22 protein-coding genes are annotated in these 13,481 nt (G+C 58.1%); 3 read left to right on the forward strand and 19 right to left on the reverse strand.

Features of this window, described 5'->3' with window-relative positions; all coding sequences use genetic code 11:
• Positions 1-57: 57 nt before the first annotated feature.
• From AACY50_RS21130 to AACY50_RS21150, 5 genes are read right to left on the reverse strand one after another with little or no spacing between them, the layout of a single operon-like run.
• On the reverse strand, positions 58-1,116 hold the full coding sequence (locus AACY50_RS21130; protein ID WP_339539102.1) for a phage minor head protein: 1,059 nt from the start codon (positions 1,114-1,116) through the stop codon (positions 58-60).
• 3 nt (positions 1,117-1,119) lie between these two features.
• Positions 1,120-2,496 carry a DUF4055 domain-containing protein gene (locus AACY50_RS21135; RefSeq protein WP_339539103.1) on the reverse strand — a complete coding sequence of 459 codons (1,377 nt, stop codon included), beginning with the start codon at positions 2,494-2,496 and terminating at the stop codon, positions 1,120-1,122.
• A gap of 3 nt (positions 2,497-2,499) precedes the next feature.
• On the reverse strand, positions 2,500-3,801 hold the full coding sequence (locus AACY50_RS21140) for a terminase large subunit domain-containing protein (RefSeq protein ID WP_339539104.1): 1,302 nt from the start codon (positions 3,799-3,801) through the stop codon (positions 2,500-2,502).
• A complete protein-coding gene (locus AACY50_RS21145; protein ID WP_339539105.1) occupies positions 3,788-4,249 on the reverse strand; it encodes a DUF2280 domain-containing protein in 462 nt (153 codons plus the stop codon). Before AACY50_RS21145 ends, AACY50_RS21140 begins: the two co-directional genes overlap by 14 nt.
• 31 nt (positions 4,250-4,280) lie before the next feature.
• A complete protein-coding gene (locus AACY50_RS21150) occupies positions 4,281-4,904 on the reverse strand; it encodes a putative metallopeptidase (RefSeq protein WP_339539106.1) in 624 nt (207 codons plus the stop codon).
• A 73-nt stretch (positions 4,905-4,977) separates the two neighbouring features.
• Between AACY50_RS21150 and AACY50_RS21155 the strand changes: the two genes are divergently transcribed.
• The gene (locus tag AACY50_RS21155) at positions 4,978-5,175 is read left to right on the forward strand and encodes a hypothetical protein (protein ID WP_339539107.1); all 198 of its coding nucleotides are present in this window, start codon (positions 4,978-4,980) and stop codon (positions 5,173-5,175) included.
• Positions 5,176-5,206: 31 nt separating this feature from the next.
• Here the strand turns inward: AACY50_RS21155 and AACY50_RS21160 are convergent, their stop codons facing one another.
• Genes AACY50_RS21160 through AACY50_RS21175 form a run of 4 tightly spaced genes read right to left on the reverse strand, consistent with a single transcriptional unit; the run spans position 5,207 to position 6,627 of the window.
• Positions 5,207-5,647, reverse strand: coding sequence for a proteasome subunit beta (locus AACY50_RS21160; protein WP_339539108.1), 441 nt, complete (start codon positions 5,645-5,647; stop codon positions 5,207-5,209).
• A 7-nt stretch (positions 5,648-5,654) separates the two neighbouring features.
• Positions 5,655-5,885, reverse strand: a complete 231-nt coding sequence (locus AACY50_RS21165) for an Acb2/Tad1 domain-containing protein (protein ID WP_078826970.1) — start codon at positions 5,883-5,885, stop codon at positions 5,655-5,657.
• Between the two features lie 59 nt (positions 5,886-5,944).
• A complete protein-coding gene (locus AACY50_RS21170; protein WP_339539109.1) occupies positions 5,945-6,292 on the reverse strand; it encodes a hypothetical protein in 348 nt (115 codons plus the stop codon).
• Positions 6,289-6,627, reverse strand: coding sequence for an MFS transporter (locus AACY50_RS21175; RefSeq protein ID WP_339539110.1), 339 nt, complete (start codon positions 6,625-6,627; stop codon positions 6,289-6,291). Before AACY50_RS21175 ends, AACY50_RS21170 begins: the two co-directional genes overlap by 4 nt.
• Before the next feature lie 97 nt (positions 6,628-6,724).
• Between AACY50_RS21175 and AACY50_RS21180 the strand changes: the two genes are divergently transcribed.
• Entirely contained in the window at positions 6,725-6,907 is a 183-nt protein-coding gene (locus AACY50_RS21180) for a type II toxin-antitoxin system HicA family toxin (RefSeq protein ID WP_215502864.1), read from the forward strand.
• A 52-nt stretch (positions 6,908-6,959) separates the two neighbouring features.
• Positions 6,960-7,409, forward strand: a complete 450-nt coding sequence (locus AACY50_RS21185) for a type II toxin-antitoxin system HicB family antitoxin (protein ID WP_339539111.1) — start codon at positions 6,960-6,962, stop codon at positions 7,407-7,409.
• A gap of 282 nt (positions 7,410-7,691) precedes the next feature.
• Here AACY50_RS21185 and AACY50_RS21190 read toward each other — a convergent pair whose 3' ends face one another.
• The 10 genes from AACY50_RS21190 to AACY50_RS21235 all read right to left on the reverse strand — a co-directional run bounded on the left by AACY50_RS21190 (position 7,692) and on the right by AACY50_RS21235 (position 13,468).
• On the reverse strand, positions 7,692-8,219 hold the full coding sequence (locus tag AACY50_RS21190) for a hypothetical protein (protein WP_339539112.1): 528 nt from the start codon (positions 8,217-8,219) through the stop codon (positions 7,692-7,694).
• 164 nt (positions 8,220-8,383) lie between these two features.
• Entirely contained in the window at positions 8,384-9,079 is a 696-nt protein-coding gene (locus tag AACY50_RS21195) for a hypothetical protein (protein ID WP_339539113.1), read from the reverse strand.
• On the reverse strand, positions 9,076-9,687 hold the full coding sequence (locus AACY50_RS21200) for a recombination protein NinG (RefSeq protein ID WP_339539114.1): 612 nt from the start codon (positions 9,685-9,687) through the stop codon (positions 9,076-9,078). The genes AACY50_RS21195 and AACY50_RS21200 overlap by 4 nt, the downstream gene beginning before the upstream one ends.
• Complete coding sequence (locus tag AACY50_RS21205; RefSeq protein WP_339539115.1) at positions 9,687-10,085, reverse strand: recombination protein NinB; 399 nt, start codon at positions 10,083-10,085, stop codon at positions 9,687-9,689. The genes AACY50_RS21200 and AACY50_RS21205 overlap by 1 nt, the downstream gene beginning before the upstream one ends.
• Positions 10,082-10,465, reverse strand: coding sequence for a hypothetical protein (locus tag AACY50_RS21210; RefSeq protein WP_339539116.1), 384 nt, complete (start codon positions 10,463-10,465; stop codon positions 10,082-10,084). Before AACY50_RS21210 ends, AACY50_RS21205 begins: the two co-directional genes overlap by 4 nt.
• Entirely contained in the window at positions 10,462-11,175 is a 714-nt protein-coding gene (locus AACY50_RS21215) for a replication protein P (protein WP_339539117.1), read from the reverse strand. Before AACY50_RS21215 ends, AACY50_RS21210 begins: the two co-directional genes overlap by 4 nt.
• Positions 11,172-11,999: a DnaT-like ssDNA-binding domain-containing protein gene (locus tag AACY50_RS21220; protein WP_339539118.1), complete on the reverse strand. Its 828-nt coding sequence runs from the start codon at positions 11,997-11,999 to the stop codon at positions 11,172-11,174. The genes AACY50_RS21215 and AACY50_RS21220 overlap by 4 nt, the downstream gene beginning before the upstream one ends.
• Positions 11,999-12,331 (reverse strand): hypothetical protein, encoded by a 333-nt coding sequence (locus AACY50_RS21225; RefSeq protein WP_339539119.1) that lies wholly within the window; start codon positions 12,329-12,331, stop codon positions 11,999-12,001. Before AACY50_RS21225 ends, AACY50_RS21220 begins: the two co-directional genes overlap by 1 nt.
• Positions 12,328-13,170: a phage antirepressor KilAC domain-containing protein gene (locus AACY50_RS21230; RefSeq protein ID WP_339539120.1), complete on the reverse strand. Its 843-nt coding sequence runs from the start codon at positions 13,168-13,170 to the stop codon at positions 12,328-12,330. Before AACY50_RS21230 ends, AACY50_RS21225 begins: the two co-directional genes overlap by 4 nt.
• A gap of 85 nt (positions 13,171-13,255) precedes the next feature.
• Entirely contained in the window at positions 13,256-13,468 is a 213-nt protein-coding gene (locus tag AACY50_RS21235) for a hypothetical protein (protein ID WP_339539121.1), read from the reverse strand.
• Positions 13,469-13,481 lie beyond the last annotated feature (13 nt).

A 13,481-nucleotide genomic window follows, 5' to 3' on the forward strand; every position in this document is an offset into this window, starting at 1 on the left:
ACAGACAGGCAATAAAAAGCCCCGGCGGTTGCCAGGGCTGAATGATTTGGTTTGTGGTTACAGTCCTGCTCGGCCGAATGCCTCTGGCACCATCTGCCGAAGCTGATCCAGCGTGCGCGGCTTGAAGTTGTTGCCGATCTGAAGATCCGAGAACTGCTCGGGCGTCATGCCGCCATCGCGGAACAGCTTCGCCCGGGACTTGCCGATGACCGTATCCTGAAAGGTGACCGGCTGCGTCTTGATCCACTCGTAATAGGTGGTGTCCGCCTTGACCTGGCCGTTCATGCTTGAGCGATCAGCCAGGGCGCCCAGCGGCGGCGCATCCTTAAGCAGGATAATGAAGCTCGTCCGGCAGCGGATGTGAAACGGTGGCCGCGGACCTTCGTCAATCGCGTACTCGGTGCCGTCTGCTGATCGGCAGTAAGCGGTAGTGCGACCATCCAGCGTGGCAATGATCTGCACGCCCCGCACTATGTCGCTGTTCTGCTTGGCGAACTGATTCCGCGCCTGGCCTGCAACGTGCTGGATCGCTGTGCGTGTGACAGCGTCGGCGTTGCGGCTGGTGATAGCGAGCAGGCCGTCCGCGTACTTCATGTCCTTGGTGCCGCGCAGGGTGCGGATGATCTCGGAGTTGGTCCTGCCCTCGAACCATCCTTGCCGGATCACTCCAGTGACACGGGATCGCTCCGACTTGCTCCAGTCTTCAATGAATGGAGTTAGCAGCTTGCCGCCATCCGCGCCTTTCACGCCCAATGGCGACCTGAAGGCTGCGGTCTTGAGCGTGGAGAGCGCGGGGATCGTCGAGGTGTGGCTTGGCAGTAAAGCAGCAATCACTGCCGCCTCTGCGCCAGCCTGCCATACCGCCACATCCATCAGATCAAGCTGCATCTGATCGGTGTACTCAGACAGAATGCCATCCAAGGACTCATCAACCTGCTTGAGCATTTCCTCGAGTCTGGCACGCTTGAAGTCGGTAAGCTCCGACCCGCCAAGCTGCTCGCGCAATGCGCGATCAATCTGCCGCAGGAACGGCGCGAACTTCTCGACCTCGCTGGACTTGAGGCTTTCCAGCAGCACCGCGTTGCGGATCGTGTCGCTGATCTGGTCACTACCCATGAGTTAACCGCCCAGGCTCACGCCGACGCTAGGTTGATTTTGTATGCGGGCCTTTTCGGCCTCCCAGTCGAGTTCGTCACTGATTACGCCCCGGCGCTGCATTTCAGAGTAAAGCGTTTCATCGCTGAGCTTTCCGGAGTTGGCCATGGCAATCAGGTTTGGCAGAGAGACCTCTGGCGCGAAGTCGCTGTCGAAGTTACCGCGCATTTCGACGTGACCACCGTCACCGTGGCTGCCATAGTCGGCGAGGATTTGGAGCAATTGAGCGATACAGTCAGCGAACTGGCCAGCCAAACGAGCCAGCGGGGACAATTCCTGCGCAGCTTCCTCGTTGGCCTGCGCTGCCGTCTTCACGGCCTGCTTGTCCTTCTGGAGCAGCTTGGCCCCGGCCATACGCATGTCGTCGACCAGATCGTTCAGCGAGTCCCGGCCGGCGGTGATTGCCGCCCCGGTATGCTCGACGTACTTGGCGTTTCCGTCCTTCGGCATGCGGGTCGCGCTGGCCGAACTGATGGTCAGCTGGAATTCTTCGTTATCGGTGAACACGAACAGAAGCGGCACGCGGGCAACGTGCAGCAAGTTGTCCTGATCGCTCTGTGACTGCCAGTGCTTGACGTTCAGGTGGGCCAGTTCGAGCAGTGGCGGCTTAGCCGTCATCGGCCCGGTGCGGCCCGTGTAGAACGTCACCCAAGGGATGTAGTTGAGGCTGGTTGAGCCTTGCCCGAACAACTCCCATTCGCCACCACCATCAGGCTTGCGGTAGGTCTTCCAGATTCCAGGCTCCAGCACGCGAACTTGATCCACGCACTTGACGCCGAAATCACCGTCTGCGACCTCGACAGACTCCATGTAGCGAACCTGCATCAGCTTTCCGCCGTCTAAACGCCAACCGAGCACCTGACCCGGTTTGATGATGACAGCGTAAGGGCGAACCCCAGCCGCTTGTTCCTCGGCGACGGTCTTGTACAGCTTGTTGCCTTCAGCGTCTCGGGTTGGCTGATGCTCAATCATCGCGTGACACAAGCCTTTGGCCAGCGCCTCGCGGAACCACTCGACCGACCACGAATTGAGGTCATTGCCGCCCAGGTCGATGTCGGCGGAAAGTAGTTTGATCGGCTCAGGAACGTCCTCACCCAACTGAAGAGGCTCAGCGAATACTCGCGAAGTGCTACTGCCTACCGTCTCGGCGTAGGCCGGGAGCAGCGTGGACAGGGCTAGGCGATCTTTATAGGTGTCGTCAGCCTCAGCCGGGTATTGCGGCAGGAGCTTGTTGCCGGCCTTGCGCATTGCCTGAGTTCCGCCCATCAGCGGATCGACAATGGCCCAGTGCTCGCGCATGCGTTCAACCGCCGGCAGGGCGATGCTTGGGTCATTACTCATGGGCTAGATTCTCAGGGATGTGGTGGTGACTGGCGCTGGTTTGATGATCGGGTAGTCGTGATGGATGAAGTAGCCGCCGGCGTCGTTCGCGTGGTCCACGCCGGACTTCTTGTCAGGCTCGCCGTTGGCTGCCCACACCTGCTGCTCGATGCCGTCCGCATAGGTCGGGCAGCGCAGCGGGTTGATCAGGTAACGGCGTTCGCCATTGGCATTGCAGAACATCGCGTTCATGGCGTTTATGCGATCTTTCACCGGCGGATTTGCATTCGGCGCGATAACTTTGAATCCGGCCTGGCGAAGAATGGCGATATCGGTCTCGCTGGCATTCACCGACTTGCGCGATCCGCCCGAGGCGTCCGGGTATATCCGGATTTCGCAGGTTTTCTCGTAGTCCTTGCCGTTGTGCTTCCAGTAGCGCTCTTTGATGCGCCGGATCATGTCCGGGGTATCGAAGCCATCGATCAGCTCATCCACTGCCCGAGGCCTGTTGTCGGCGCGCTTGACGTGTGTGATCGCCGCCATCTTGCCGACGTTGAAGTCCATGCCGATGTACAGGGGCTCGCCCGGCTCTACAGTGTCGAAACAGGCGTTCAACTTCCTGTCGTAGGTGTGGTAGATCGACCCGGCATTCAGGTTGACGAACTGTCCGTTCAGATAGGCCAGGATCAGCTGCGGCGGGTACGACTCCATCAGCGATGGGATGTAGTCGGCAGGCAGGTTCAGCTCGTTGTCGAACGTGCTGGCCTGGACAAGCCCATACATACCCTTCAGTGACGGCTTCTCGCGCAGCTGCTTCACAAACTGCTGGTACACAAACTTGAACCCTTCAGGGGTCGTCGTTACGTCCACGCCATTCTTCAGGCCTGGCTCGTTGTAACGCATCCGGGCAATGATCTTGCGCCAAGCGTGCTCAGCTTTCAGCGCGGGCAGAACATCGAGCTCGTCGACCAGCGCGTGCCCAATCTTGAAGCCGACAATGGTCTGCGGCTTCTCCATGGATCGGCAAATAGTCGTGCTGCGGTACTGACCACCACTGTAGAACTCGACTTCCTTGTCGCTTTCCTTCGTCTTGACCTTCAGGCCCCAGTCGAAAGCCACCTCTTCAATCGTCGGGAAGAAGATGTCGCGGATCTGCGGGTAAGTCGGGGCGAAGTAGCCGGAGTTGATCCGGGGCCACTCCCAAACGTGCTTACACAGCGCTGCGCAACCTACCCACGTCTTGCCCGAGCCGAAGCCAGCCACAAAGCCGCGGAACTTGGTATCCATGCGCAGGAAGTTGGCCTGAGGCACGTTAAGGCTCGGCATCAGGCTTCCTCGCGTCCACCACGTCGACCTGCACCCGAATAGGTGCCAGATTGTCATGGGGGTTTTCATTCTTGGTCTGCCGGTTGACGTACACGTCTCCGACTTCCTTGGCGGCCTGCTCCAATAACTGAGCAGTCAGCGCCATGTTCTTCATGTTCTCGGCCTTCTCGGCCATCCGACCAAGCGCCCGGAGTCGATACGCTCTGTTGGCGATCGGGATATCTATCGTCTCTTCCCTGAACAGCTTGCGAGCATCGTGAAACATCTCCACCCAGCGCTTGGCGAGTGTCTTGCTGCATCGTTTGGTTGGGTCGTGCGACTCCACCTGCTGGCGGCTCACATCGACATTGAACTCACGCTTGACGGCCTCTGCCACCTGGGAGGGTGTATCGAAGCAGGCCAACGCCTGAACGATGAAGGCCTTCACCTCGCTGCTCAGGGCTGCCATAGGTTGGGATTCCGTCTATTGCTGTCTAACCTCAGGCCGACTTGAGCAGACAGGTTCCGCAGGCCCTCGATATGTTCATTTTCCCTACCTCAGCAGGATTGTTTGCAGCGTCCACCAGTTCTTGCACTTGAGGGCTTGCCCCATACCGACGCACCACACCGACGAACTCTTCAACGTCGTGTCCACGCATCTCAAGCTTGGGCAAGCCTTCCTGGGTGAATGCTGGCTGGCCGTACTTATCGGTCGCTTGAGCTATGTGATACAGCTCGTGTTCGACCAAGGCGCAGAAGTCAGCATCAGAACAGTCGGCGCAGTAGTCGGCAGCCAGAGTGATGATGTAGGCCGGCACGTCGCCGAACCAATCCAGCATCTGCTGCTCCATCCGCGCTTTCTGCCAGCCACCGGCGCGGAACGCTACCTGCTCAGCCTGGCCGACCACAGTTCGGCCCTTCTTCGTGAAGGCAGAAGACGCCCACATCACACGGATGTCCGCATCGATCAGATGGGCGTGCTCTTCGTTGTGGATGCTTCCGGTGTCGGCGAGGATTTCGGCTTGGAGCCATTCCCACACCTCGGGCGCCGGGGTCAGGCGGATTCCGAAGTCGGATAGATCAGACAGCTCAAGCAGCGACGCTGGAGGGTATGGCCTGTCCATGGGTCACCTTGAGCTTGAAATAGTGGCGAGTTGCCGGTATTGATGGGTTTCAACTCACAGCAAGGAAAGCAATATGTCGATCGACCTCAGCAAGTACAACAATCACACTCACTCGGCAGAGGATAAGCGCGCACTGGCCGTCTCGGCCGCCCTATCGATAATCCAATCGAAAGCAGCAAACTCACCGGAGAATGCAGTTGTCGTTGATAAAGAGATAGGCAGACTGAGCTCCTATGCGGACAAGATCCAAGAAGCACTGAAAGTGAAGTAAATCATCCGTGCCGCACTCACCTGCGGCATACCTACCCGGCCTTGCCCGGATCAATAATCAGCGTGCGGATCGTTCCGCCGGTGTAGACGTCACGCTTCGCCGCAGCCTCGACAGCCTCCTTGGCAGTTGCCCCCATATCCATAGCGGCCAAAGCATATTGGGCGCCGCTGCCAATGGCGTCAGGGTTGGACAGATCGAGTTCCTGTTTCCAGATCCCGGTCTTGTCATCATGACCAACCAGCATCAGCTTGCCGCCATCGACCGCATAGCCCGAGCACTCCACAGGAACTGGTGACGGAGTGCCAAAGTAGGCGGCAATCAATGCCTTCTCGTCGCACACCGCACCAGACAGGAAAAAGCTGACCCCATCAACAACCTGGCACTTCGGCGAATTGTCAGAAACGATCCGTTCACTTCGGGTCTGGCGAGAGTCATAGGCAATAACGCCGTCTTTGTAGGCAATGGTGGTCATGTGGGCCTCAGCTGAAAGGGTCAGCGGGTTTGGCGATCGAGCGAACGAACCACATGAAGCCCTGCTGGAGATTGGTCTTTGCCAGCGCCAGCAATCGTGGATCAACGCCTTCAATCTGGCCGATCTGCTTGAACAGTTCGCCGGTGTCCGCTTCCAGAGCCTTGATCGAGTTCATGCCGTCGATTTCGGACTGGGTCAGGTCGCGGTAGCCGGTAATCTTCTTGTGCTGATTGTCCATGCCGCTCTCCTTGTCGCGTGTCGCGACACAATTTTCTGATTCGCGAAACGTGTCGCGACTTACTTGCCTCGCCGATTAATCCCACCCGGCGCCTTCTCACACCGCATGCAGTGCTCACAGTTCAGCGTCCGGCAAAGCCAGGCTTTCACCCGCTGCCACAAGATGACCATGAAGATGTGGCGCATGCCGGCCATGGCCAGTGAGACGTGCAGTGTGATCCCGGCGGTGGTCGGCCCCATCATGAAGATGTTCTGCTCCCGGCTCATAACAACGAATCCGCTGATGGCGATCGCCGAATAGATCAGCTTGCCGATGACACCGTCCCGCACTCGACCGCTCAGAACACACCAGGTCGCCCACAAGGCAATCAAGCCGCAGGCGATGGAGTTGATCAGTTCAAGACTCATGGTGGATTGCCTCCCCCGAACCGCTGGCGGATAAGCGCCCAGAGGTCAGCGGCTTTGATGGCTCGGTTAATGGCTGCGAGCAGCGATCCGCCGAAGGTGCCAAGCAAGAAGCCAACACCGACGACGATGTTCGGCTCTGTTACGCCGAGGTAGGCGCTCACCATGCCGGTCAGGTACACGGCGCAGGCCAAGCCTGTTGTGATGAAGATCAGCCAGGCACGCCAATCGGTTAGATCATCCTTGTGCCACCAGCTTGCGACGACAGCGCCGATCAATCCCGCGACCAGCAATTCCAGCCTGTCGAACTTGTCGAGCAGGCGCTGCAAATACTCCATGCGCTCGACTCCGTGTGCATGATTAAAATAAACACATTTGTTTACTATGAACACTTATGTGTATATACTGATCCCATCAACACAAACAGGAGGGTTGATGAAATACAGCGAGTTCAGGAGATGGTTGGAGGCCCAAGGAGTCGAGTTTTCGAAGTCAGCAAAAGGAAGCCACTTCAAGATTCGCTACAAGGACCGCCAGACGATCTTCCCAAGCCACGGATCAAAAGAGATTGGTGAAGGGCTTAGGAAGGAAATCATCAAGCAACTGGGCCTCAATTGAGGCCCCGACCACTCTTACTCGTTACACGTCATCCCCAAGAAGAGGAAAAACTATGTACAGCTACAAAATCATCGCCCATGAAGAGCACGACCATTTCTGGTCAAGCTGCCCCGACATCCCGGAGGCTCATAGCGTTGGCGATACACTGGAAGAACTGCTGAAGAATGCCGTGGACGGGATCACCCTGGCGCTTTCGATCTACGTGGACCAAAAGCGCGAGATCCCACACGCATCAAACAACGGCGAACATTACGTTCGTCTTTCCGGCGTCACCGTCGCAAAAATAATCCTGTGGAATCAGCTGATCCACAACGGGAAATCGAAAGCTGACCTGGCTGCAATGCTTGGCATCTCACCTACAGCGGCGGCGCGCCTCGTTGACTTCGAGCACACTTCAAAACTGGAGAGCTTGGAAGACGCGCTAGATCACTTCGGACTTCGTCTCCAGGTTATAGGGGAGCGTGCTTTTGCAGCCGGGACTGGGCGACCAGCAAAAGTCTGACAGCCCAGAGGCCCTGAATAGGTGCGCTCGTCTTTCCGAGCTGTCGGCCAAAGACCTTCTCAACGTCGACGCCCCTTTGCATCGATCTCGCTGATCCAGTCTCGCGCCACCCCGAAAGCAAGTTTGAGGTCAGGGTACGCGGGCTGCCGGCGTTGATTCCGTACGTCGCACTATCCGGCTATCGACGTCCAGGCCTTCCCGAGGGCTGTCCTGGCTACAGGTAAATTCGAGGCAATAAAAAACCCGGTGCTATGACCGGGTTTTGCCTTATCAAGCGACAATTCAATCTGGGAAGTGTCGCCTCAAAAACTGGATAAAAGTCTCAGCATCCGGATCAAAATCCCGCATTCGAATAACTGTCGCGCCGCGCTCGACAGCCTTTTCCATCAGGACCTTGTTGCCCAAAGTTGGCTCATTGGTAAGGACTGCAAACACAATGGCATGCGAAAGAAGTTGTCTATCAGTGGCGTTTTTGGGAGCGCCTGATTTTCTTGGCTCACCAAGCTGATCTTTGGTCGACTCCAGATAATCGATCTGAGAGAGATCTGCCAAAATTCCCCTGCCAAAACCGTAGGACTCGGACCCGAAACCGAAATAACCCCTCTCGGGCATTTCTCCGCTCTTCGAGATTCGATCAATAAACGCCTTTTTCCCAGGCTCTTCAGGTCGCTCGGGGATATTGCTGAGCTCTTTCAGTACCTCGCCCGTGACATAAAACTGAAACTCAGAGGCATCTATTTCCTTCGGCTCAATACGATGTTTGAAGAGCTCATCGAACGCACAACTATCAACAAAAATATGCCTAGCCAATCATGTCGCTCCTCAGCCGAAATCTCTCAGGACGCATGATAGTTAGAAATCCAGCCAATAAAAAACCCGGCGCGGTGGCCGGGTTTCGTTTGTCAGTCCTACACACGCAGGAATAACAGGATGGGATTAATTTCGCTCATCCGCTCACTGATGTCAACAGGCAATCACGCAGCTTGTTCAATCAGCAACCCTTCGCCTCCGAGAATGTCGGCGGCATGCGCCAGAGCCTCATTGACCAGGTCATCAGCAGCCTTGCCGATATCCTGACGCCACCGGCGGCGTGTTGACTCTGGTGTGCCGTCGTTGTCCCAGGTGTTCATGTCGTAGAAGCTGTCCTTGAGCACGATCATGTCGGCGGATCGGTAGCTGTCACGCTTCACCTTCGCTTGACCGGCAGCCAGCGCAGCCTTCACCACAGCCTCACGGCGCCACTCTGGCGCATCGATCGGGATCTCGACTGACACGGAGGTCGCCACCTTCGGCCGCGCCCCCTTCAATTGCGGGATGGCCCAGGCAGTGGTCGCCTTGAACAGGAACAGCTTCGGGGCCGGGGTGTTGATGAGGGCCTGCAACGCTGAGATAGCCTGCACCTTGCGCCCCTTGTGGGTACTGTACTTCGCCACCAGCGCATCCCAGTGCTTCTGCTTTAACGCACTGTGCAGCCTGGCGGATACCCAGCAGTCCACTTGCGTACGGTCGATGGTTTCAGCGCCACGGGAGCGGACCAATGTCGCCATGTCGCCGCCCTCTTCCTCGTCGGCCGAGTTGTACAGCTTCTGCCATGCCTGTTTGCTGGTGTTGTCGATGGCCTCGGCCGCGAGGGCGGAGACAACTGCGTTCAGAACGCTTGGGTAGATCATGCTGCAGCCCTCTTCAGTTCTCGGGTCTTGGCCCGGTATTCGGCCTTGATGGTTTTGATTTCTTCGACGGTGTACTTACGGGGCTCATGAGGCCCTTCAAGCCAAGCCACGGTTTCGGCGCCGATGCGCAGCACCAGCCGGATTCGGTACTCGACCGCGTTGCCGGACAGGTTGCGATTGCACTTCACGCACTGGCGGTGGATGTTCAGCGGCTCGAAACGCAGCTCCGGGCAGGCGCCGACAGATCGGTAGTGACCAGCGTCCCAGCGGCTGCCCGTCATCAGGTCGTTGTCGTTCGGCATGGAGTCGCAGCTGATGCACGGCAGGTGCGCGTCACGCAGACGGATGTACTCGTTCACGGCGGCCTGGGCTTCGCGAAGGTGATCCGCCTTGGTCTTCAGCTTTTCCTTGCGGACCTTGATCTCGCGGCGACCAATCTGGGCCAACGCCTTGCCGGCCTTCGCCTGATTGACGTCCTTGATGGCCAGACCGCACTTGTATCCACATACCGCCTGCCCGAGTCGCTGCGGGACGAATGATTCCCCGCACGCTGGGTTCTTGCACTTCTTCGGCTTGGGCGCCTTCGATTCCTTGATGGCTACGCGCATCAGTAGCGCCCTCCCCACTTGTCCTGCTCAGTCCACTTGACGCCCTGCTCGGCGCCGAAGGCATGCATCAGCTCGAACAGATCGCTGAACCACTTCTGCGACTGCTTGCGGGTCGATACGGCCATCACCACAAATCCACCGTCGAGGCCTGGCTCCGCTCGTTGCTTCTCCAGCGAGGCGCTGAAAAGGCACTTCCAGTCTTCACTGGTCAGCTTCTTGCCGTGCCAGACCACCTGTTCAGATACGTCCTTGAGCATTGCCCACATCTTGCGGTTACAGATGTCAGGGCGTTTCTCGTCCTTGATGACCACGATCTTGGGTTTGGTGAAGTCGGTTGCATGCAGGACGCCCATCAGACGGCTGATGTCGCGCTGGCTGCGGATTGCGAACTCGGTCATGGCTGCACCGCCTTGGCCATAGCGGCGGAAACGGCCCGCAAAAATTCGCCCGTGCTTTTCTCCAGTGGATCGCAATCAGCCGGATCATCCATTCGGTCAAAGAACTGGAAAACCAACCGACCGATCTCTGCGTCTTTGCGAAGCGCCTCGTTCTCTTCGATCAACCGGTTGCGGACGTTGCAGGCCGTTGCATAGGCCTCTTCGAATGCTGTAAGTCGCTTGTTTTCGGCCAGCAGCTCAAGCGCCACCTCCTCCACGGTCTTCTCCCCGAGGAATTCCTGCAGCGCCTCGGTGTTGCGCTTCCAGTCTGCGCAGTCGGCACGGTACGACGCCGCCTCGGCCCACAGCAGCTTCTGGAGTTTTTTTTTGTCGATGGTCATGTCCGTTGCTCCGTGGTCTTCTTGCCGAACTTGGCGAGCAGCTGCGCCCGTGCCGCTGCGCCCGTGGTTGGAACGCCCTGAGTGGCCAACAGTCGAGCCTGGCGTTGGCTGGCGAACTCCTCGGCCAGCTCCAGTTCGCTCTTTTGGCCGTCGTGGCCAATGCCCGTGGCGATCTTCCCGTCCAACGGCTGGTTGGCCTGAGCGCGGCGCAGGATCACCTCGTAGTTGCGGTCGAATCTGGCGCGCAGGCCCTTGTCTTCCTGCTTTGCCGCTCGTAAATCGAACAGGCCCGTCGCTTCCGCCGCGAGCTTCACCGCTTCATGGCTGTAGGTGCCCATCAGCGCTTCGAGCCAGGCATCGGCCGGCGCAGGCATGCCGAAATCTTCCGGGCTCGGCACGCACATGGCGATGAACTCACCGACGCTCGGCGCGAAAGGCTTCTTGAGCTTGCGGCACTTCTGGATACCAAACTCGATCTGCTCCAAGGTTCGGATGCCAGCGTCGGCAAACTCCTTGATCCACTCGGCCTTGGCTGCGTCCAGCGCTTCAGTGGACGGCCACGCTTGGCGCCATGCCGGGAAGATCCCACGGAGGCGGCGGAACAGATCGTTCACGACATCGACCGTCTCAGTCGTCACGTGGAGCGGCTGGCTTTGAAGGGCTGGCGGCAGGTTGCTCATGGTCGCCATCAGTTGGTTGGCTGGCTTCATGGGCTCACCACAAGCCCAGTGGCCCATGCGCTGCTGTCGAAGTCAGGCTCAGCAGATGGGCGCCGTTCAGGGAAGCGGTGAACATTGCTGGCAGTGGCTGTATCGCGCTTCACCCACTTCACCAGCAAGCTGACCCAGAAAGCCTCTGTTTCGATGCGGCCGGATGCCGAGTAGTGGCATACGAAAGCAGCGGTTGCTTCATCGGTGAACGTGTCGACGGGGATTGCCATGCGAAAGGCGTAGGCCTTCAAGGTCTTGTGATCAGGTTTCCAGTCGAGGGTCATTTCCCGTGGTGACTTTGGATCAACCACCTCCGGATCAACTGGTGCAAATTCTGCACTGGTTGGGTCAGTCGAATTTTCACCGCTCGCGTGTAGTGAGTTGTGTTGATCTTCTCCTATTCCCTTCCCTTCCCTTCCGGGGTCTACCGGTCGACGATCAGTCGACGACTGCTCGGCGAATTGTTGTCGAATGTTCTCCGACTGGTCGTCGAATTCGGATGGCGGGCCGGGGTACTTGAAGTTCTTTTTCTCGATCTTCTGGTGCTTCCAGCCACGGACGTGGAAGTAGTTCTTCCCGCTCACCCAGTAGCTCTGGATCAGCTCGGCGCCTTCCAGCTCACCCAGCAGATTGCTCACCTCTTCGGTGGTGATGTCGTCACCCGGAAACACCAAGGCTTTGATGGTTCGCGGCGCAAGCGGGTGGTTGCCGCCGTCATCGCAGAAATTCCAGAGACCAATGAACAGCAGTCGAGCCATCGGACGGCAGGACATGACCTGCTCGCTCGACCAGAACTCGGGCTTGACGGTGCGTATGCGGGCCATCACGCGGCCTCCTGAGTATTAGAGGCTGCGTCGTAACGCTCGACAGCACGAACGGCCAGCTTGAGCTTGCGCTTGGCTGTGTTGGCGGCTTGGCGGGCGTTGCAGCGGGCGATATAGAGGTGGCGAGTCGCGTCGATGACCGGAAGGAATTCTTCGACTTCCGGATTGATCGGGCGGCGATCGTCAAATGGGCGGCCATGCTCTTCAAAGAAGTCGGCATAGCCTTGATCTAGACGACGCTGGGCTTCGGCCATATCGTCGATGGTCCGCTGATGAGCCAGTGCGCGATCAGCAACGCGCAGGAGCAACTGAAGGCGTTCGGTGGTGATCACAGCGCACCTCCGAGCAGGTCGGCGTCACGGCGTGCCCACAGGGCCTGGAGCTTTGTCAGACCTTTGCCGGTCACTCGCGGCGTGGACACGGTGGTCTTGCCGTTCTCCGGATGCTCAAAGGTGCTGAGCTTTGCAGTCAGGTAGCCGGATTCAATCGGACCCTGCATAGGCTCGTTTTTGCGGAGGGTGACCCAACGGCGTTGGCGCAGGAATGCCATCAGGCGGTTCTGTCCGGTGCCGATCAACTTTGCGGCCTCGGCCACCGAATAGGTTTCGTGAGTGACGGTCACCGCGTCGAAGAAAGCTGTCTTCGGCGCGTCGGCGGCGACCTTCTGCTCGAGCATCAGGTTTTCATTGGAAAGCTCGGTGTTGTCAGCTTCCAGGGCGACGACCTTCTTCACGTTGTCAGTGAGCAAGGCCAGCAATGTGCGCGGGTCGTTGAGGGCGGCGATGTAATCGAAGGTCGGCTTGGCGTGAACCAGGCGCCAGAAGTCTTTAACGAGGCGCTTTTTGGACTCGCGAACAATCGCGCTATTGCGCATGTAGGTGAGGATGAGTGTCGACTGCTGCTCATTGAGGACGGCGAACTCTGTGGGGCGCCCACCTGTACTTTCGGATTTGAAATCCAGAAGTCCAAACTCTTGAAGATCGGACTCGTAGGCGCGAACCAGTTTGATAACGCTGGCGTGATCCACCCCACAGCCTGCAGCGATGGCGAGAGTGGTTGTGACCGCCTCACCATCTATGAGGCTGACGATTTCGGTACGCGACACGTTTTCAGAATTCGAAAAACGTGTCGCGACATTGTTGGGGGTATTGATAAGTGGCGTGGTTTGCATATAATCCTTCCCACAGCGTGTTTTAAGAGGGCCGGGTCACTACCCCGGCTTTTTTTCGTCTCGAATTTGGCAGAGGCCCTCTGGATTACCCCGAAGAGTCCCTCTCAGAGGGGCTAATTCGGGGCACCAACTCCAATATCCTTGCCCTCCTCTTTCCAACTTCCGAAAGCGCGCCACAGGCGATGGAGATTTCCATCATTTCGTTGATCGCTCGGCTAAAGCTCCAGCCGTTGGCGCGCATCAACTCCTCTACCTTCTGCCGCGTCTTGGGCGGCAGCTTTTCAAGTTCAATGCTCATTCGGGCCTCCAAA

This window comes from Pseudomonas sp. RA_15y_Pfl2_54 (assembly GCF_963971015.1).
Lineage (GTDB): Bacteria > Pseudomonadota > Gammaproteobacteria > Pseudomonadales > Pseudomonadaceae > Aquipseudomonas > Aquipseudomonas baetica_A.